Below are 18,941 nucleotides of genomic sequence, written 5' to 3'. Positions count from 1 at the left end.
CCGACTTCTGAAAAGCAAAAGATGTGCCAAAGGTTATGACCGCCTGCAGATCGAAAAAATGATCGATGTAACGCCTTGATTTTTCGCCTGATTCATGGAGTTTTTTCTCTTGCGGTTCGGCGCTGGATGAGGATGGATCAAGCGCCCGGTTTCCATACACCCGCGACCGCCGGTCGATACGAAAACATCCTATCTCTTTGAAAGAATGAGGGATCAGCGTTGATCCCATAATCGGTCACTGCCCGGATCCCGTTCAGCCCGTGTGAAGACGGGGAAAGAGAAAAACCCTTGGAAAATCAGTCGATTGAAATATTTCTTCTCCGTACATTCGGAATGGCATAACCGTTGCATTACCTATGGAGGCAGTTGGCGGGCGGCTTGCCGGTGGGCGGGCCCGTGGATACCGACGGATATTTCATGACGCCGGCAGGAACGAGGCGGCGGTGATCTCCATGACCCGGCTTTCGATCTTCTTTTTCCTTTTCTTCCTCGTCTCGGTGGAAAAGTGTACCGGGGAAAAGATGCTTCCCGTAAATCCTCTTTACCGGGACGCATTCATCCCGGCCAAGGCCTGCGGTAAATGTCACCCGCAGATCTATGCCATGTGGAAAGAGTCGATGCATGCACATTCGTCTGATGACCCGATCTTTGAGACCTCTCTCGCCCAGGCCTGTCTTGCTTCCGGCGGGAAGGCGAAGAAACTTTGCATGCGGTGTCATGCCCCGACGACTCTGTTGACGCGTGATTATTCGAAACATCTTCCCATTACGAATGAGGGAGTGACTTGCGACTTCTGTCATTCCGTGAGCGGTATCGATCTCGGGGACCCTGAGAATCCTTTTTTTATCAACCGGGAGATGCTCAAGGGGATCGACTGGCTGCGGGGGCGCTCCTTTCATGACCGGCGGATTCCCGATGCACTCCGGCAATCCGGGTTCTGTGCCGCCTGCCATGAATATACCGCCGAAAACGGAGTGACTCTCCTCGGAACGTATTCGGAGTGGAAGGCCGGTCCTTTTGCCGGGAACAACACCTCTTGCCAGGGATGTCACATGGCCTCCTCAAAAGGGACACCACGGGATCATCGGATGGTCCGGCCCGGCAAAAGAAATTCGGCGGATACAGGTTCCGGTGAGGCCGGGAATCTGCAGGAGTCTACGGGAGAATTACGTGTGCGAATAAGCCGGGTGGATCGGGTAGACGGCCATCTGACCGTCCGGGTCCGGATCCTCAATACCGGATGTGGGCACTGCGTCCCGACCGGGATGCCCTCGCGGAGCCTGGTGCTGATCTGTGAAGTGCAAACGGGGGCCGTTGGCAGGGGCCTTACCCGCTCGAAGGTCTTTCGCAAACGGTTGGTGGAGCAGGAAAGCGGAGAAGCATTTGCCGATGATGCCGGATTTTTTCTGAAACCGGGGCGGGTCCTGGAGGACAACCGTCTGTTGCCGGGCGAAAGACGGATGGTAGAGTTCAAATTTCTCGTGGCGCCGAAGGAAGAACTGCGGGTCAGTGCCTATGTCAATTATCTTTACCAACCGGTCCTGATGCGGAGGACCAGGATGGTGATTCACGGGAGCGGGGATGAAGTACACATCGGTACGACGAAAAACTGAACATCATGGGAGGGAACCACAATGGAAAAAGCCCCAAGTAAATCAGTACTCCTGGTGCAAATTGCAATGGTCTTCTGTTTTAATCTTTTTATCCTGAGTTTTTTCGGCTGGTTTTTCTATTTGATCAACAGCGCGCACCAGCTTCACGAATCAACCGGGCCGGGCAGCGGAATCGCTTTTGTCGCAATTCCGATTGTCGCGGTTCTTCTCTGGGTTGTGAATTACATCGCCTGCGGTTTGCTGACCGATGAGACGGCCAGGGTCTTTGGGCGCGGCGGGGGGCGGGAGCAGGAGGAGAGCGGGCATCCGGTGAACGCTTCCGATTAGTTCGGGAGAGGGCCGGACCTGAATCAATGGCCTTCCCGAATCGTAGAGAGATTCCGGAGGGAAGCATGTCCAGTGCTGCAGGGACAGGAGGGAGCCATGGCAACGACGGATGAACTATTGGGAAACAGGCTTTTTCAGGACATTTCAGTACTGAATCTCGAGCGGGTATTGTTGATTTCCGAAGAGGTGGTCTTCGCGCCCGGTACACGAATCTTTGAGGAAGGGGAAAAAGCGGATGTCCTTTATGTGATACGGGAAGGGGTCCTGGACCTCACCTTTCGGTTCAAGATCGGTCAGGTGGAAGGCGAACTGACGATCGATTCAAAGGGAAGGGGTGAGTCCGTGGGCTGGTCGGCGCTGGTCCCCCCCCATTGTTATACCCTGGCGGGTGTCTGCCGGGAATCGTTGAAAGTCCTTGTCATGGATGGGGATTCCCTCCTGAAAATTTGCCGGGACGACAGGGACTTCGGATTCTTCCTGATGCGTAACATCGCCGAAATTGTGGGAACACGGATGAAACAGCTTCAGGCGATGTTTATTCAGGAAGTGCAGCGGGGGATCAAGATGCCCTGAATCGGGTGTCATTTTTTTCTTTTCTTTTTGTTTTCTTTCTGATAAGTTAGCCATCTCAAAGTATCTTTGCCTCTTCGATTCACCTTGGCCTGCGGATTTGTCCGCTCATACATTCCTTTAAGGGTCATGGGGGGGGATCGAACGTCAAAGGGTGTACCGCGCAGCCCCTTTGCCGGGGAAAACCTTAACCGTAGGCGAACGATGATCGTTCGGCCGTAAGGAGGAGATTCGTATGGGTACAAAGATGACAATCATTGCAACAAAGGGAACGCTTGATTGGGCCTATCCGCCTTTTATCCTCGGCTCCACCGCAGCGTCACTTGATTTTGATGTGACGATTTTCTTCACCTTTTACGGACTGACCCTCCTGAAAAAGAAGATCACGGCACAAGTCAGTCCCCTCGGCAACCCGGCCATGCCGATGAAAATGCCCGTGGGTCCCAAGTGGTTTCGGGGAATCAACTGGAATATCCCCAACATCATTCAGGCCAACATCCCCGGTTACGAGACCGTTGCTACGACACTGATGAAAAAGACGATCGCCAATGTCGGTGTTGCCTCCGTGGAGGAACTAAGGAGCCTCTGCTTGGATGCCGGCGTCAGGATGATGGCCTGCCAGATGACGGTCGATCTTTTCGGTTTTGATCAAAGTGAGTTTATCGATGGTATTGATTTTGTCGGTGCGGCTTCCTATCTTGATATTGCGAGTGAAGCGCAGATTAATTTGTTCACATAAGTCTTTTTGATGCGACTTTAAAGCCCCGGCATTCGGGAAAATTATTCTTCCGCCCGTTGCCGGGGTTTTTTTTTGAGATCGGGCAGCTGATCAAACGGTGATGGCTGCGCCTCTCTGCCGATACTTTCCGGCCCCGCTATTTCACCCGTCTCCGGTTCCCGAAGCACGGCATCTACTCTTCCAGGTCGTTGGTTTGGAGAAGGCGCAGCACCGACCAGCAGAGGACTTGCACTGCTTCGGGAATGGCCGTCTCATCCACGTCAAAAAGATCACTATGCAGGTAATGGCAGGTATCCTTGGCCGGGTTTCCCGTTCCGATCCGGAAGTAGGTTCCCGGCACTTTTTCAATATAGGAAGAGAAGTCTTCGCCGCCGAGGGAGGGTTCCGTCAGGGACTGTACTCGCTCCGGGCCGAGGATCTCCGTGGCACACTCTTCCACGATCCGGGTAATGACCGGATGATTATTCAGGAGAGGGGAGCCGCGGTCGATGTTCAGCCGGTAGCGCCCTTCCATCCCTTCCGTGATTCCCCGGACTTTTTTCTCGATTTTTTCGAAGATCAGTTTCCGGGTCTTATTGGAGGTGGTCCGGATCGTTCCGCGCAACTCTACATGGTCACAGACGATATTCTCCGCCGTCCCCCCACGGATCATGCCGATGGAGACCAGGGCCGGATGAACCGGATCGATCCGACTGCTCACAATCAGGTGCAGGGCATGGATCACCATGGCGGCGATGGCGATGGCATCGACGGCCAGATGGGGTTTGGCGGCATGACCGGCTTTCCCGTAGAGGTGAATCGAGAAGAGATCCGCCGAGGCCATCATGACCCCTTGCTTGATTCCGATCACGCCGGTCGGCAGAAGGGGATAACTGTGGAAACCGAGCATGACGGAGACGGGGGGATTGTCCAGTACGCCGGCGGCGATCATCCGATCTGCTCCCAGGACTCGCTCCTCGCAGGGCTGAAAGATGAACTTGACATTCCCCGGCAATCGATCTTGAAACTGCGAGAGGACCCGGGCGGCACCGATGAGTGTGGCCATATGGAGGTCATGTCCACAGGCATGCATCACCCCGGGGACTTCGGATCGATAGGAGGTCTTTTTCTTGTCCTGGATCGGCAGTGCATCCATGTCGGAGCGGATACCGATCGTTCTTCCCGGTGCCCCACCGCGAAGCAGGGCCGTGATGCCGGTGACGGCAAGCCCGGTTTTTACTTCGAGGTTCATCCCGGAAAGGTGTTTCCGGAGGAGTTCGGAGGTCTGAATCTCTTTGTTGCCCAGCTCAGGATGCCGATGGAGGTGTCTGCGAAGCGCAATCAGTTCTTCTCTGATGGCATAGGTCTTTTCCTTGATCTCATCAACGGTAATCATGATTTCAGTTTCTCCATCAGATCATCAACCACGGAAATGAGACTGCCGGTTCTTTTGAAAACCCGGAGTTGCTGATGCGCACTCGTTCCTTCTGAGAAAATCCGATCCACCTGTTCCAGATAGGAGAGGGTTCCCAGGCGTTCGGCCGTACGCCGGAGCCGTTGCAGAAGATTTTTCACGGCCCGATGGATGGGGATCGTCTTGTGCGTAGTATAATCGATAAAATAGCCTTCGAAACCGTGTCGTGCTGCCTGCCATCGGTTCTCTTCTACTAATTGGCGTAGAGGAATTTCCGGGAGTTCCTTTTTATCATACAGGTTGCAGAGCCGAACGACAAGGGCCTGGATACATGCCGTGAGTACCAGCATATCCTGAATCGTCGAAGGAGAATCGCAGACCCGGACCTCAATGGTCCCGAAGAGCGGGTGCGGACGTGCCTCCCACCAGATTTCCCGGGGGGTTTCTATGGTCCGCGTCGAGATGAGAATCTCCACAAGCTTTTCGAATTCCCGCCAGTTTTTGATCCGGGGGGGAAGTCCCGCCGTGGGGAGGACCTGGAAGATGTTGATCCGGGAGGAGTAGAGGCCGGTGTTGTATCCCGACCAGAAGGGGGAACTGGTGGAGAGGGCCAGAAGGTGCGGAAGATATCCGCGGAGAATATTCAGGATTGCCGCGGCTTTGTCCCCGTCCGTTATCCCGATATGAACATGAAAACCGCAGATGTTGAGGCGTCGTCCCAGGAATTGGAATTCCTCCTGCAGGCGCAGGTACCGCGGGTCGGGGGTAACGATCTGTTCCTTCCAGGAGGAGATGGGGTGCGTTGAGGCACAGAGGAGACCGAGTCCCAGCTTGCCCGCTATTCTGTGCGTCAGGGCAAAAAACTCCCGGAGGTTGGCTTCCACCTGTGCCGGATCATGGCAGATCTCCGTGTTCACCTCCAGGGTCGACTGGAGGAACTCCGGCTTGATCCGTTCCTTCAGGGACTTTGGAACCCGGTCCAGGATCTCCATGACCCTGGAGGCCTGGTGCCGGGTCTTCAAGTCTACGATCTGCATTTCGACTTCAGCGCCGATGGTGGGTTCATCGGAGCGCTTGAATGGAAGGGTCATCAGCACCTTCTATATCGAAGAACACTTCCCGGATGGAAATGGACATCCCTGGTGGTCGTGATCGATAGATTTTTATTATACTATCCAATGTTCCGCCGGAATTCAAGGTAAGTCTTTTATCCCGGGCTGAGAGAGCGTCCGGACGGTCTCTCATTTTCGGGAGGCATTCACCGTTGACATTTCCCCTGTAACTGTATTAGATAGAAGCGGAAGCCGAAGGGGAAGGAGTCGCGATGAAAATTCTGGTTGCTGCAGCCCTCGATCCGGCAGGTCTCGACCTGCTGAAAGATGTCGGGGAAGTGGAGGTCTTATCCTCTTCGGTGTGTACCGCTGAAAGATTACGGCAGGCAATTGTCAAGACCGAGGTCCTGATTGCCGGCACCCGTACTCCCGTAAATCGTGAGGTGCTTGCGGCGGGTGAAGATCTTCGGGTGATCGGTCTGCTGGGTGTCGGCAGACCGGCGCTGGACGTGGAAGCGGCAACCCGACGGGGTGTGCTGGTCCTGAATGCTCCGGAGAGTGTAACCGTTTCCGTTGCAGAGCATGCCCTGGCCCTGATCTTCGGGTTGGCCCGGAAGGTGACGATGGCCGACGGGATGATCAAAAAGGGGAGCTGGGAACGGCAGCCGTTGAAAGGGATGGAACTCCGGAAGAAAGTCCTCGGCGTGATCGGCTTCGGCTCCGTCGGTTCTCTGGTGGCCTCCCGTGCCGCCGGGCTGGAAATGGAAGTGATCGTCTGTGATCCCTATTTGTCCACCGATATGATCGAACGCCAGGGATTCCGGTCCGTGGACCTTCCGGCATTACTGGCGTCCGCCGATCTGATTACGCTCCATGCCCCGCTCAATGACGAAACGCGGGGGATGATCGGAACCGAGGCGCTTGCCCGGATGAAACGGGGGGTCTTGCTGGTGAACGGTTCCACTCCGGAGCTGATCGATGAAACCGCTCTCTATGATGCCGTCATCAAAGAACGGGTCGGGGGGGTTGCACTTGATCTTCACCGCCGGGAACCGCTCGATCGCCATCCTCTCTACCTTTCCGACCGGGTGATCTGTGCCCCCGCTCTTTCCGCATATACGGAGGAGGCCTTGAGCGGCGGGTCCGTCGAGCTGGCGAAATCGGTCATCGATTATCTGCAACAGGCGATCATTACTCATGCCGTCAACCTGCCCGGCGGGGAGAAGAGCACGCCCGGCGATACTCTCTGGCTCAACCTCGGAGAAGCGCTGGGACAGTTTGTCAGTCAGCTCCACCCCTCCGGTCTCCGGGAAGTAACGGTCCAGCGCGCAGGCGAAGACGATCTGCCGGCCCTCTCCGCATTCACGCATGCGATCCTGGCGGGACTCTTGCGCCCGGTGTTGGGAGAGCGGGTGAATCGGATCAATGCCCGGAGCTTGGCCGAAGAACGGGGGGTCCGGATTTCCGAAATGCGGGAAAGTATGAGCGCAAATTACCGGAAACTGGTGACGGTGAAAGTGATCACGGATCGTGAAGAGGGGGAGATCTCCGGCACTCTCTTTGATGATCGTGTCCCCCGAATTGTCCGGATCGACGGCTTTGATCTGGAGGCCGTACCGGAGGGGGATTTTCTCGTGATCTTCAATCTGGACCGTCCGGGCGTGATCGCCGATGTCGGAGAATTGCTGGGCCGGAACGGAATCAATATCGCCCGGATGTACAACGGCCGGGATCCGGCGGGCGAAAAGGCGATTACCCTGCTCTGTGTGGACGCGGCCGTTTCCGGCGAAGTCCTCAACGAGATCCGGTCATTTCCGAATATTCTGTCGGCTTTGCATGTGAATCTTCAGGGCGAGTAGACCCGGTGAACTGATTGAGAAACCGCAGCACTTCCCGGTGGACGGCGGAGGCCTTTTCCCGGATGATGACATGATGGTCCGCCTCCACCATCACCAGCCTCTTTTCCGGTGAGGCGATCCCTTCGTAAATCATCTTTGCACTGACGGGATCGACCGTCGGGTCTTCTTTTCCCTGGAGGATCAATGTCGGGCAGAAGATCTCCGGTAGGATCTCGATCGTCCGTTCCATGGTATGCTGGAATTCCCGGAGGGCGCTGATCGGGATATTCCGGTAATTGATCTCCGGGTTTTCCGGGTCACTCTTTGTGAAACGTTTGATGCCGTCAAGGTAGGGAAGAACACCGACCAGTTGGTTGACCCGGTGCATGAGGCCGGCAAAGAAGATGTTCTTGTCATGGATCTTCAGCGGCGTGGAAATTGTCACAAGGCCGTCCACGGCGTTTCCTTTTTCTTCGGCCAGCATCAGGGCCAGATTCCCTCCCATGGAAAAACCGACGACGACCATTTTTTCACAAATCTTTCGCAGGATGTTCCACCCGCGGAGAGTGGAACGGTACCACTCGTCGAGGGTCCGAAAGTCAAGGTCGCAGGGGGAGGTGCCGTGCCCTTTCAGACGGACGCCGTACGTCACAAAACCCCGGGATGTCAGAAACTCACCGAGAGGACGGGTCTCGGCGGGGGAGGCCGTGAACCCGTGAATCAGCAGGACCCCGACTTGTGATCCGCCATCGGTGGGGGAAAGGAAGAAGGGGGCGCCGGAGTAAGTCCTTGTTTCCTGTCGATTGATCTCGTCGTATTTTTCCGTACAGAAGATCATGCGGTCTCTTTGATGACTGCGCAGGTCATCGTCATGGAGCATTTCCGTCCAGGCACGGGGCCGGTTGAGTTTGTCGAAATGTGTCAACACCTCCCGGACGGCTTTCTGAAGGGCCGGGATGGGGCGCACTTCATTGTAGCGGACCTTCAGGAAATTTTTGATCCGGATTTCGTCAAAATCGTAATTCTCCTCCAGCGCAGGCAGAAAAAAGTAGCGGTCCTCCCGGATACGTATGAGATCGGCGGCGGCCGCCTGCAGCAGGATATCCCGGATGTCCCGGTTGTCGTGGGTCAGGAGGGAGTCATAGCGATCCGGGTTTAACAGACTGCGGTGCAGAAAAATTCGCTCCGATTCCTGTGCCTTCTTGATCGTCATATAAAGGGCCTGGTCGAAGAACTCCCGGGAGACCTCATGCTGCTTGTAATGCTGGAGCAGTTCGTAAATCAGTTCCGCACAGAGGTGCCCGAGGTTGACGGTAACGAGGGAATAGATTGACTGCATGTAATCGACCATGATCCGCTCGGACTGGATCTCCGAACGGAGGATCTCCATCCGGGTGAGCAGACGGGCGGCGGCGCTCTTGAGAATACGCCGTTGATCCACAAAGTATCGTGTACGGAGCAGGGAGAGATCGGTCCGTTTGAAATAGTCCCGGATTTCGATCGGATCGCCTATGCGGATGTCCATGTCCGTGTTCTTGAAAAGAATATTCCCCTCAACGATCAATTCCTCTTCCACTCGCTCATTAGGGATCTTCCCGAGACGATCGGCCACCTTGGTCAGAAAGTTTTCGTCCCCCCGCAGAGGGTAGAAGGTGATGTTGGCCGGGACGATCCGGACCGGTTCGGAGGCGATCTCCAACGCCCGTTCGAGATCCTCGGTATGAAACAGGACGGCGATCTCTTTCATCTTCGCTTGATTTTTCCGCGCATAGGCCAGGCGAAAGAGGTCCCGGATCTGCTGGGCATAGAGGGCAATCACGGCGGCGCCGGTATGAGGCTTGCGATATTTTCCTTTTTCGCGGGAATAGATCCGGAATCGTCCCTTCGGCCCGAGGACCCGTCGATTCTTGATCATCGCCCCTTCCGGGAAGATGACCGCCTTGTATCCCCGGTTGATCTCGCAGGCCATGAAATGAATGACATTTTCCAGGTCCGTCGGAATGGCACCGATTCCGGCAAGGTAATTTCCGAAGGTGTCGTCGTTGAAGAGTTCCGGGGCGGCCAGCGAACGACACATGAATCCCGTCTGGTCATAGATGAGGTATTGGGGAATAAAGGTCTCGAACCGGGCGAAATGGTTGAAGAGGAAGATATCTCCTTTTCGGAACTGGTCCCCCAGGTCATGAAGTTTGATATTGACCTTCAGAAATCGGCGCAGAACATCAAGGACCAACCGGGTCCTCTTGTAGCTCTTCTCATTGATCTTAAGGTCCTTTTCCGACAACATGAAGCGGATCCTTTTGCGGGGTGGATTCCTAAGTTACCGGAATCATTGTTATTTTACCACCTATTTCCCGGAACGGCAAGGCAGGGAATTCTTCTCTTGTAACCCCTTGTAGTCAAAGATATAATAGGAGCAAATTTGACGGCGTTGCAAAAAATTGTTTTCCTGTCGGGAGCTGATTTGGCGGAAAAGCGTGCGCAGGCCCTTTTGAGTATCGATCCGGCTAACATGCCGCTCCTCTACGGGCAAAATGATGAGAACCTTGATCTGATCGAGAAACTTTTCCAGATCCGGATCTCCGCCCGGGGCAGGAAGATGGAACTTCGCGGGGAGTCCGGAAGGGTGGATCAGGCCCGGAAGGCGCTGGAGGAATTGAACCGTTCTCTTTCCAACGGGACGGTCCGGGCCGAAGATATGGGGTTTGCCATCCGGGCGTTGGCCGATCATGGCGGGGTGGTGCTGGCGGAACTGCTCAGCGGGGGGATCCGTGTTCCTTCCCGCAAGAAGGTGATCCTCCCTAAAACCCCGGCGCAATCCAAGTACATTGAAGCGATCCGGCATCACGATGTGGTCTTGGGGATCGGGCCGGCGGGGACCGGCAAGACCTATCTGGCCATGGCCATGGCCGTCGCCGCTTTTTCGAACCAGGAAGTGGGACGGATTATTCTGACCCGTCCGGCGGTGGAGGCCGGTGAGCATCTCGGTTTTCTTCCCGGCGATCTTTATCAGAAGATCCATCCTTATTTGCGTCCGCTCTATGATGCACTGTACGATATGATCGAGCCCGACCGGGCGAACCGGCTGATTGAACGGGGAACGATCGAGATTGCGCCGTTGGCCTATATGCGCGGCCGGACCCTGAACGACTCTTTTATTATCCTTGATGAGGGGCAGAACACGACCCGGGAACAGATGAAGATGTTTCTGACCCGGCTCGGTTTTAATTCACGGGTGGTCCTGACGGGGGATATCACCCAGATTGATCTGCCCAAGGAGAAACACTCCGGTCTGATCCATGCGAAAGAGATTCTGAAGGGGGTTCCCGGAATCCGGATCTCCCTCTTCTCGAATAAAGATGTCATTCGTCACAAACTTGTGCAGGACATCATCCGGGCGTATGAAAAATATGAAAAAAACAGGGAAACGAAATGAGCGATGCCGATGAGTAACGGGAAGGAAAGCCGGAAGAAAAACAAGACCCTTTCCGGCCGGGTCCGGTCCGGGTGGGAAGCGTCCAGGAAATTTCTGCAGGCCGGTTTCCGGGTGGAGGGAGTTCCCTTTTACCGGACGCACTGGTTCTTGAAGGGGCTGCTCGTTTGCAGCATTGTTTTGTCTCTCAGTTTTCTCCTCCTGCCGGATATCGAGTTTATCTCCTCCCGGTATCAGATCGGGGCCATCAGCCCGAAAAACATCAAGGCGCCGCGGGATCTGGATGTCCCCGACCTGAAGGCGACGGAGGAGAAACGCCGCCAGGTGACGGAAGAGACCCTCTCGGTCTATGATTTTGACCTGGCCGTGGTTTCCCGTCTGGACAAGGAGATTCAGGATGCCTTTACCCTGATGAACCGCTATTACATGGGAAAACGTCTCCGGGCTGAGAATGAGGGTCTGGAAAAGGCGGTGGCCCGGCAGCAGTCTTCCTCCCCCGCTTCGGAAGGGAAAGAACCGCAGCGTACGGAAAAGGAACTGCTGGAAGAGGGGCATCAGCAGTTTGAAAAGATCCTGCAGATCAAGGTGCCCCGGAGAACGATGAGAATTCTCGACCGGGAGGAATTCTCTCCTGAACTCGCCTCCGAGGTCGGTCTGCTGGTTAAAATGGTTATGAACCGGGGGGTGGTGAGCAGCCCCGATCTTTTGCTCAAAGAGGCGGATAAAGGCATTACCATCAAGGGGATCGGGGAGAACTTTGAGAAGAAGATCTCCGATATTGATGTTTTTCTCGATCTGAAATCGGCCCATGATGCGATTGCCCGCTATTCCGACCCCTTCCTGGCATCTCTTCCGCGGGATACGGCAAAGGCCGTCAAGGAAATTGCCTCCCTTCTGATCGTACCCAACCTGACCTTCAACAAGAATGAAACGGAACTGCGTAAGGCGAAGGAACGGGATGCCGTCAAGACGGTCTACTTCAAGGTGCAGAAAGGCGAGATGATCGTCCGGGAAGGGGATCGGATTACGGAACGGCACATGGCCAAGCTCAATGCCTTAAATGCCCTGCAGAAAGAGAACAATCTCTTCCAGACCTTTATCGGCCTTGTCTTCTTCAACGCGATCCTTCTCGGGATCTTCCTGATCTATATTCGTCGTTTCAAACAGCCGATTTCACAGGATCTGCAAAAACTGACGCTCCTCGGCCTGATTATCGTCGGATCTCTCGGTCTGATCAAGGCCTTTTACTGGATCGCCCAGATCGTGATGGCGAACCTGGAATTCGTGGAGCCCTCCTCCATACTTTTTGGAATTCCCTTTGCCTTCTGCGGTATGATGATCGGCGTTCTCTTTGAAATCCGGATCTTCATCTTCCCGATCCTGATGATCAGTATTCTCTCCGGGATGATGATCCATGAAGATCTCTCCTTTACCCTCTATGCCCTGGTCGGCAATGTGATTGCCGCGCTGACGGTGCAGAACTGTCGGCGTCGGAGTGCCCTGTTGCGGGGTGGGATGATCGTGGGGGGAGCGAACGTCCTGACGGCATTGTCGATCACGATTCTCCACAATGATTTCAGTTTGACCCGGGGGCTGGATGATGCCCTCTTCGCTTTTTTCGGCGGTCTCCTGGTTTCCGTTCTGGTCTCCTCGCTCGTTCCGTTACTGGAAAGCCTTTTTAAAATCACCACGGACATCCGGCTGCTCGAACTTTCCGATACGAACCAGAGGGTGCTTAAAGATCTCCTGGTGCATGCACCGGGGACCTATCAGCATTCCCTGATGGTCGGAAACCTGGCCGAGGAAGCCGCCGAAGCGGTTGGTGCAAATTCCCTCCTCACCCGGGTCAGCTCTCTGTATCACGATATCGGCAAAATTCAAAAGGCGGAGTATTTCGTAGAGAACCAGATCAACGTGGAAAACCGTCACGACAAGTTAATCCCGAGCATGAGCGCCCTGATCCTGATCTCTCATATCAAGGACGGAGTGGAGCTGGCCCGGGAGAACAAGCTTCCGCCTGCGATCCTCGATATTATCCGCCAACATCACGGATCGAGTCTGATCACCTATTTCTTTCAGAAAGCCAAAGATCAGGAGAATCCCTCCATCCATGCCGTCAAGGAAGAGGATTTCCGTTATCCGGGTCCCAAACCCCAGACGAAGGAGGCGGCGATCGTTATGATTACCGATGCCGTGGAGGCGGCCTCCCGGGTACTAGCCGGTCCCAATCCCTCCCGGATCGAGGGGATGGTGGTGAACAAGATCCTGGAGCGGATCTACCTCGACGGGCAGCTCGATGAATGCGACCTGACCTTGAAAGATCTCCGGGAGATCAAACGGAGTTTGCTGCCGATACTGACGAGTATCCATCACCACAGGATCGATTATCCTTCCGTGAAACTGACGGATGAGAATGGAGAAAACCGCAAGGATGAAAATCCGGCTCAGCCGGCAGGGAACAATCCCCAGGGACCCAGGGACGCCGGCGATATCAGTCTTGAAAAAAGTCTTCGAAATCGTCCGCAAAGAGGGTGAGGTCAGCCTCCTGCTGACCGATGACCCGACGATCCGGGAACTCAACCGGGAATATCGGGGCCGGGACCGGTCCACCGACGTCCTTTCTTTCGCCCTGAACGAGGGGGACTTTCCGGATCCCGCACCGGAGATGTGGGGGGATATCGTCATCTCTGTGGAGTGTGCCCTCCGTCAGGCGGAGGCCTACGGCCATTCCTTCGAGACGGAGATGGCTCGTCTGCTGATCCATGGAGCACTCCACCTGATCGGTTACGATCATGAAACCACAGAATACGAGGCCGAGCGGATGCGAAAGCGGGAGTCCGGGATTTTGAGGACTCTCGAAAAAGAGGGGCTGGTCCGGCCCTGAGAATAGATCATTACAAAAAGGAAGCGATCAAGAGCAATGGCATTTTTTAAACGAAAAGAAAAAGATGAACGGATTGATGAAATTACCGCCTGGGCGGAGTCTTACCGGAAGGAACAGCATCCGCAAGAAAAGGACCTGAAACAGCAAACACCGGTTCGATCGGATGGGGTGAGCGCAGCGGAAGTCGAAGAGGAGGAAATCGCTCCCACAAGGATCGAAGTACAGGTAGAAGAAGCGTCGAAAAGCCTTTCGGTGGAACCCCCGGACACCGATTTGTTGGAAGAAATTCCCACAGCGATCCTTCCCGAGCCGGAAGAAGTCCCGATCATGAAAAACGGGGAAAAGCCTGTGGAGATGGTGGAAGTATTGGAAGAGGCGGAAAGTGAAGGGCCGGCACTTGAGGTGGTAGAGGAATTCACGGAAGAAGTCCGGCCCGAAGAGGTGGAGGGGGTTGAATCGTCCGTTACACCCTCCCTCTTCCAGCGGCTCCGTGCAGGGCTCTCCCGGACCCGGGAAGGGCTGATCGGGAAGATCGACCGGCTTTTTTCCATGGGGAAAAAGATCGATGCCGATACCCTCGAAGAGTTGGAAGAGATCCTGGTCGAATCCGATATCGGCGTCGGCAATGCCCTGGCCCTGATCGAGAAGATCCGGGAGCGGATCGGGCGGAAAGAACTGAAGGATTCCCGAATTATCAAAGAGTGTATCCGGGAGGAGTTGACCGGCGTTCTTGCCGGTCAGGGCTATTCCCTGAATCGACCGGAGAACGGCACTTGTGTCATCATGATGATCGGTGTCAACGGTGTCGGCAAGACCACGACGATCGGCAAACTCGCCCATCGCTTCACACAGGCGGGGGAAGGTGTGTTGCTGGCCGCCGGGGATACCTTCCGTGCGGCTGCCTCGGAACAGTTGGAGATCTGGGGGAAACGGGTCGGGGCGGAGGTCATTCGTCATCAGGATGGCGCCGATCCTTCGGCCGTGGTTTTCGATGCTCTCAAGGCCGCCGAATCCCGGCAGATTCCCGTCGTGATCGCCGATACGGCCGGGAGGCTGCATACCCAGGTCAACCTGATGGAAGAGTTGAAGAAGATGAAACGGGTCATGGACAAGGTGGTACCCGGCGCGCCGCACGAGGTGCTTCTGGTACTCGATGCCACCACCGGTCAGAATGCCCTGTCGCAGGCCCGGATTTTTCATGAGACCATCGGTGTCACCGGAATCGTTCTTACCAAACTTGATGGCACGGCCCGGGGAGGGATCGTCACCGCCATCACGGCGGAACTCGGTATTCCCGTCAAACTGATCGGGATCGGAGAAGGAATAGAAGACCTGCGGGACTTCCACCCCGAGGAGTTCGTCAGCGCCTTATTCGACTGATCGGGAGGGGGGGCGGTTCCCCTACCCGGATTGATCGACCGGAAAGATCTTGCCGGGATTGAGAATACCCGCCGGGTCAAGGGCCTCCTTGATCCGCTTCATGGCGGAGAGGAGGGGTGGGGCGATCTCCATCCCGATGAATCTTGATTTAACCATCCCGATCCCGTGTTCGGCCGAGATCGTACCCTCCAGACGCAACACCTCACGAAAGATCTCTTCCACCACCGCCTCCGCCTCCGGTCGTCGTTCCGCTTTGATCAGGATGTTGACGTGGAGGTTTCCGTCTCCGGCATGACCGAAGGTCAGGATTCGCATCCGCTTCTCCCGTGCCAGCGTCTGAAGGTAGTCAAGGATCTCCGGGATCCGGCTGCGCGGCACGGCGATGTCCTCGTTCACCTTGGTCAATCCCATTCGGTTGATCGCCTGAGAGATGGAGCGCCGGGCCTTCCAGAGACGTTCCTCTTCGGAACGATCCGAACCTCGCATCATATGGACGGCCCCCTCCTGACGGCAGATCCGGTCGATCCGATCAATCTCCCGGTCCGTCTCTTCCGGCCTCCCGTCAACTTCAATCAACAGGTAAGCGGCACCATGAGCGGGCAGGTCCAGATGGAACTGATCTTCCACGGCATTCACACAGTTTTCATCCATGAATTCCATGGCGCTCGGAATGATCTTTTCGTCAATGACTCGGGCAACGGTCCGGCCGGCATCCCGATAATCTGCAAATACCGCCAGGACGGTCCTGCTTGTCTCCGGTTTGGGGATCAAGCGCAGAGTGATCTCCGTGACCACCGCCAGGGTCCCCTCGGACCCGACGAGGAGCCGCGTCATGTCATACCCGACAACCCCCTTCACGGTCTTGACCCCCGGACGGATAATCTCTCCGTTGGGAAGAACCGCCTCCAGTCCCATTACATAATCCCGGGTGACACCGTACTTCAGTGAGCGAAGGCCGGCGGCGCCGGTCGCCACGTTTCCTCCCAGGGTGGAAAAAGCCATGCTCCCCGGATCCGGCGGATAGAAGAGACCCATCTTCTCCACGGCCTTTTGCAGGGCACCATTGATCACGCCCGGTTCAACAACGGCATAGAGATCCTCCGGCACGATCTTTCTGATCCGGTTCATCCGGGTCATTGCCAGGGAGACGCCGCCCTTCACCGGGATTGCACCTCCGGCAAACCCCGATCCTGCACCCCTGGGATAAAGAGGAATCCCCTCCCGATTGCAGATCGAAAGAATCCGTGAGACCTCCTCTGCGTTCGACGGGTAGAGGATGACCTCCGGCCGGTGTTGCACCTGTGTGGCATCGTAGCCATAGCTGATGCGACCTTCGGGAGAGTTGTCCACATCATCCTTGCCGACGATCCGGCGAAACTCTTTGATGAGATCCGGGCCGATTGTCATCGTGCGCTCCTTTGCGGGGTATGTTGTTTCGGCTCCTGCATTTTGGGGATCTTTATTGTTGACAACTCCCCTTTTGCCGGCGACGTAGCGTTAATGTTTGTCAAGAACAACAATCCTCCAGGGTTCCCTCAGGAGGAAGAGATCGAGGATTCGAGCAGCATCTCTCCTCCCACCATGATCATCCGGATCTTCCCTGGGGTGGTTCCTGCAATCAAGGTCGAGACGAGACGCCCCGGTTCGTCCATCCGGCAGTTGACGGCGATGATGTCGGCTTCTTTCCCTGCTTCGATGGAACCGGTCTCATTGGAAAGGCCCAGCGCTTCTGCACCGCCGAGGGTCGCCATACGGATCAGTCTTTCCGGCGTGACAAGATCGTCATGGGGGAACCGTTTCCGGAGGAAGCGCATTTCGTCCCAGAGGGAGAGGGATCTGTTGCTGGCAAGGCTGTCGGTGCCGAGGGCCGTCGGGATCTCCGCTTCGAGCAGTTTCCGGATCGGCGCTCTCCCGACCCGGAGATTGTCATTGCTTCGGGGACAGAGGATGACGGAACTGCCGGCTCTGTGCAGGTGTTTGATATCCTGCGGTGTCAGGTGGACTCCGTGAATGACGGCAAGCCGGCGGTCGAGCAGTCTCCGTTTCCGGACTTGTTCCAAAGGGGTTCCGAATTCCTCCGGGTCCGGCGCTTTCCCCCAACCGACGGCGGGAAAGAGGCGGGTCTTGAGCTCCCCCGTATGGTGCAGGAAATAGTCCCGTTCCGCTTCCGATTCGGCGATGTGCATGGTACAAGGAAGGGGAACTTCTCTCAGGAAGGCGGCCAGCGCCTCCATCCGCTCTTTCGAAAGGGTATAGGGGGTATGGGGAGAGATGCCGATGGTGATTTTTCCTCCGGCCTCACTTTTCATGGCAGAGATCTTCTCCTTCAGGTCTTCGATCCAGGCGGAGGCTTCATGAACGGATCGGTCGATCACTTCCCGGAAGAGTACGCCCCGGCATCCGATTTTCTGAAGAATCGGGATCGACTCACCGGAGCGGGTGATGTCTCCGATCGTCGTGGTGCCACTCAAAACGGCTTCCCCGGCTCCCCGCCGGAGGGCCTCGCCGGATTGACGCGCATCCATCTGAAGTCTTAGGGGGATCAGCTCAAGGAGCCAGGAGACGAAATCTGCGGGAAGAGTAAGCCGGTCCCGGAAAAGGCTCAGGTCGAGATGAGTGTGGGCATTGATCAGGCCCGGCATGAGGATGCATCCCGGGAAGGCCCGATAGGGAAGAGGGGAGAAGCGGCGGGAGAGTTCTTCTCCTTTTCCGATGGCGAGGATCTTCCCGTCAACGATGACGACGCCTCCTTCGGAGATCGGGGGCGCTGTGACGGGAAGAAGCCAGTCGGCGCTGAGAATGCAGTCTTTTGTTCCGGCCGGTGTCATTTTACAGGGGCCTCCCGTGAGGTTTTGGAATCCCTGCTTACTATCGATCAGAACATCAACGAAAATCAAGGAGAAAAAGTCAATTTCCTTGACTGGTTTTCCCGGTGATGTTACGATAGCGCCGTTTTCAAGGGAGGAACCATGGGGAAAGCGCAAATCGGCGTGATCGGCGGCAGCGGACTCTACGAGATCGAAGGGATCAAAGACCTTCAGCAGGCGGTGGTACGGACCCCGTTCGGCGATCCTTCCGATCCGTTGACGCTGGGAAAACTGAACGGAGTGGATGTCGCCTTTCTTCCCCGGCATGGAAAAGGTCACCGGATTCTCCCCTCGGAAATAAATTTCCGTGCAAACATCTATGCGATGAAAAAACTCGGTGTGGAACAGATCATCTCCGTCAGCGCCGTGGGGAGCATGAAGGAGGAAATTGCGCCGGGGGATATCGTGATTCCCGACCAGTTCTACGACAATACCCGGAAGCGAATCTCCACATTCTTTGGTCAGGGGATCGTAGGGCATGTCTCCCTGGCCGATCCGATCTGCCCGGTTCTGGCCGAGCGGCTGGGAGAGGCCGGGAAAAAGGCCGGCGCCAAGGTACACCGGGGGGGGACCTATCTCTGTATTGAAGGGCCCCAGTTTTCGACGAGGGCGGAGTCCGGGATTTATCGCTCCTGGGGCGTGGAGGTGATCGGAATGACCAATGCCACGGAGGCCAAACTGGCACGGGAGGCGGGTCTTTGTTATGCGACGATTGCTCTTTCCACCGACTACGACTGCTGGCATGAGGAGGAAGACGATGTCAACGCCGAAGCGGTGCTGCAGATTATCCGGCAGAATGTGGCGATGGCGAAGGCGATGATCTCACATGCCGTTTCGACGGAAAT

Annotated in this window: 15 protein-coding genes; 10 read left to right on the top strand and 5 right to left on the bottom strand. The window is 56.0% G+C overall.

Going from position 1 to position 18,941, the window contains the following annotated elements; translation table 11 throughout:
- The first annotated feature begins 356 nt into the window (after positions 1 to 356).
- The 4 genes from GXP58_00075 (at position 357) to GXP58_00060 (ending at position 3,249) form a co-directional block, all read left to right on the top strand.
- The gene (locus tag GXP58_00075; protein ID NOY52006.1) at positions 357 to 1,613 is read left to right on the top strand and encodes a hypothetical protein; all 1,257 of its coding nucleotides are present in this window, start codon (positions 357 to 359) and stop codon (positions 1,611 to 1,613) included.
- A 21-nt stretch (positions 1,614 to 1,634) separates the two neighbouring features.
- Complete coding sequence (locus GXP58_00070; GenBank protein ID NOY52005.1) at positions 1,635 to 1,940, top strand: hypothetical protein; 306 nt, start codon at positions 1,635 to 1,637, stop codon at positions 1,938 to 1,940.
- 96 nt (positions 1,941 to 2,036) lie between these two features.
- Entirely contained in the window at positions 2,037 to 2,513 is a 477-nt protein-coding gene (locus tag GXP58_00065) for a cyclic nucleotide-binding domain-containing protein (GenBank protein NOY52004.1), read from the top strand.
- Positions 2,514 to 2,745: 232 nt separating this feature from the next.
- A complete protein-coding gene (locus tag GXP58_00060; protein NOY52003.1) occupies positions 2,746 to 3,249 on the top strand; it encodes a peroxiredoxin family protein in 504 nt (167 codons plus the stop codon).
- Positions 3,250 to 3,421: 172 nt separating this feature from the next.
- On the opposite strand, the gene GXP58_00055 is transcribed toward GXP58_00060, so the two are convergent.
- Both GXP58_00055 and GXP58_00050 read right to left on the bottom strand, forming a co-directional pair.
- The gene (locus GXP58_00055) at positions 3,422 to 4,624 is read right to left on the bottom strand and encodes an amidohydrolase (protein ID NOY52002.1); all 1,203 of its coding nucleotides are present in this window, start codon (positions 4,622 to 4,624) and stop codon (positions 3,422 to 3,424) included.
- On the bottom strand, positions 4,621 to 5,733 hold the full coding sequence (locus GXP58_00050; protein ID NOY52001.1) for a YbdK family carboxylate-amine ligase: 1,113 nt from the start codon (positions 5,731 to 5,733) through the stop codon (positions 4,621 to 4,623). The genes GXP58_00055 and GXP58_00050 overlap by 4 nt, the downstream gene beginning before the upstream one ends.
- Before the next feature lie 233 nt (positions 5,734 to 5,966).
- Here GXP58_00050 and GXP58_00045 point away from each other — a divergent pair, with 233 nt between their 5' ends.
- Positions 5,967 to 7,553 (top strand): phosphoglycerate dehydrogenase, encoded by a 1,587-nt coding sequence (locus GXP58_00045; protein NOY52000.1) that lies wholly within the window; start codon positions 5,967 to 5,969, stop codon positions 7,551 to 7,553.
- Here GXP58_00045 and GXP58_00040 read toward each other — a convergent pair.
- The gene (locus GXP58_00040; GenBank protein NOY51999.1) at positions 7,489 to 9,819 is read right to left on the bottom strand and encodes an alpha/beta fold hydrolase; all 2,331 of its coding nucleotides are present in this window, start codon (positions 9,817 to 9,819) and stop codon (positions 7,489 to 7,491) included. The genes GXP58_00045 and GXP58_00040 overlap by 65 nt on opposite strands.
- A 225-nt stretch (positions 9,820 to 10,044) precedes the next feature.
- Here GXP58_00040 and GXP58_00035 point away from each other — a divergent pair, with 225 nt between their 5' ends.
- Genes GXP58_00035 through ftsY form a run of 4 tightly spaced genes read left to right on the top strand, consistent with a single transcriptional unit; the run spans position 10,045 to position 15,229 of the window.
- A complete protein-coding gene (locus GXP58_00035) occupies positions 10,045 to 10,968 on the top strand; it encodes a PhoH family protein (protein ID NOY51998.1) in 924 nt (307 codons plus the stop codon).
- Between the two features lie 9 nt (positions 10,969 to 10,977).
- Positions 10,978 to 13,500, top strand: a complete 2,523-nt coding sequence (locus GXP58_00030; GenBank protein NOY51997.1) for an HDIG domain-containing protein — start codon at positions 10,978 to 10,980, stop codon at positions 13,498 to 13,500.
- Positions 13,397 to 13,849: an rRNA maturation RNase YbeY gene (ybeY, locus tag GXP58_00025; GenBank protein ID NOY51996.1), complete on the top strand. Its 453-nt coding sequence runs from the start codon at positions 13,397 to 13,399 to the stop codon at positions 13,847 to 13,849. Before GXP58_00030 ends, ybeY begins: the two co-directional genes overlap by 104 nt.
- A 36-nt stretch (positions 13,850 to 13,885) precedes the next feature.
- Positions 13,886 to 15,229, top strand: coding sequence for a signal recognition particle-docking protein FtsY (ftsY, locus tag GXP58_00020; GenBank protein ID NOY51995.1), 1,344 nt, complete (start codon positions 13,886 to 13,888; stop codon positions 15,227 to 15,229).
- A 21-nt stretch (positions 15,230 to 15,250) separates the two neighbouring features.
- Here ftsY and GXP58_00015 read toward each other — a convergent pair whose 3' ends face one another.
- Both GXP58_00015 and GXP58_00010 read right to left on the bottom strand, forming a co-directional pair.
- The gene (locus GXP58_00015; protein ID NOY51994.1) at positions 15,251 to 16,636 is read right to left on the bottom strand and encodes an FAD-binding protein; all 1,386 of its coding nucleotides are present in this window, start codon (positions 16,634 to 16,636) and stop codon (positions 15,251 to 15,253) included.
- Positions 16,637 to 16,764: 128 nt separating this feature from the next.
- Positions 16,765 to 18,057: an amidohydrolase family protein gene (locus GXP58_00010; protein NOY51993.1), complete on the bottom strand. Its 1,293-nt coding sequence runs from the start codon at positions 18,055 to 18,057 to the stop codon at positions 16,765 to 16,767.
- Positions 18,058 to 18,198: 141 nt separating this feature from the next.
- Between GXP58_00010 and mtnP the strand changes: the two genes are divergently transcribed.
- A partial coding sequence (gene mtnP / locus GXP58_00005) for an S-methyl-5'-thioadenosine phosphorylase (protein ID NOY51992.1) occupies positions 18,199 to 18,941 on the top strand: 743 nt, incomplete at its 3' end.

Source organism: Deltaproteobacteria bacterium (assembly GCA_013151235.1).
GTDB lineage: Bacteria > CG2-30-53-67 > CG2-30-53-67 > CG2-30-53-67 > CG2-30-53-67 > JAADIO01.
The sequence above is the reverse complement of the archived record's forward strand: the minus strand, read 5'-3'. Positions and strand labels throughout refer to the sequence as shown.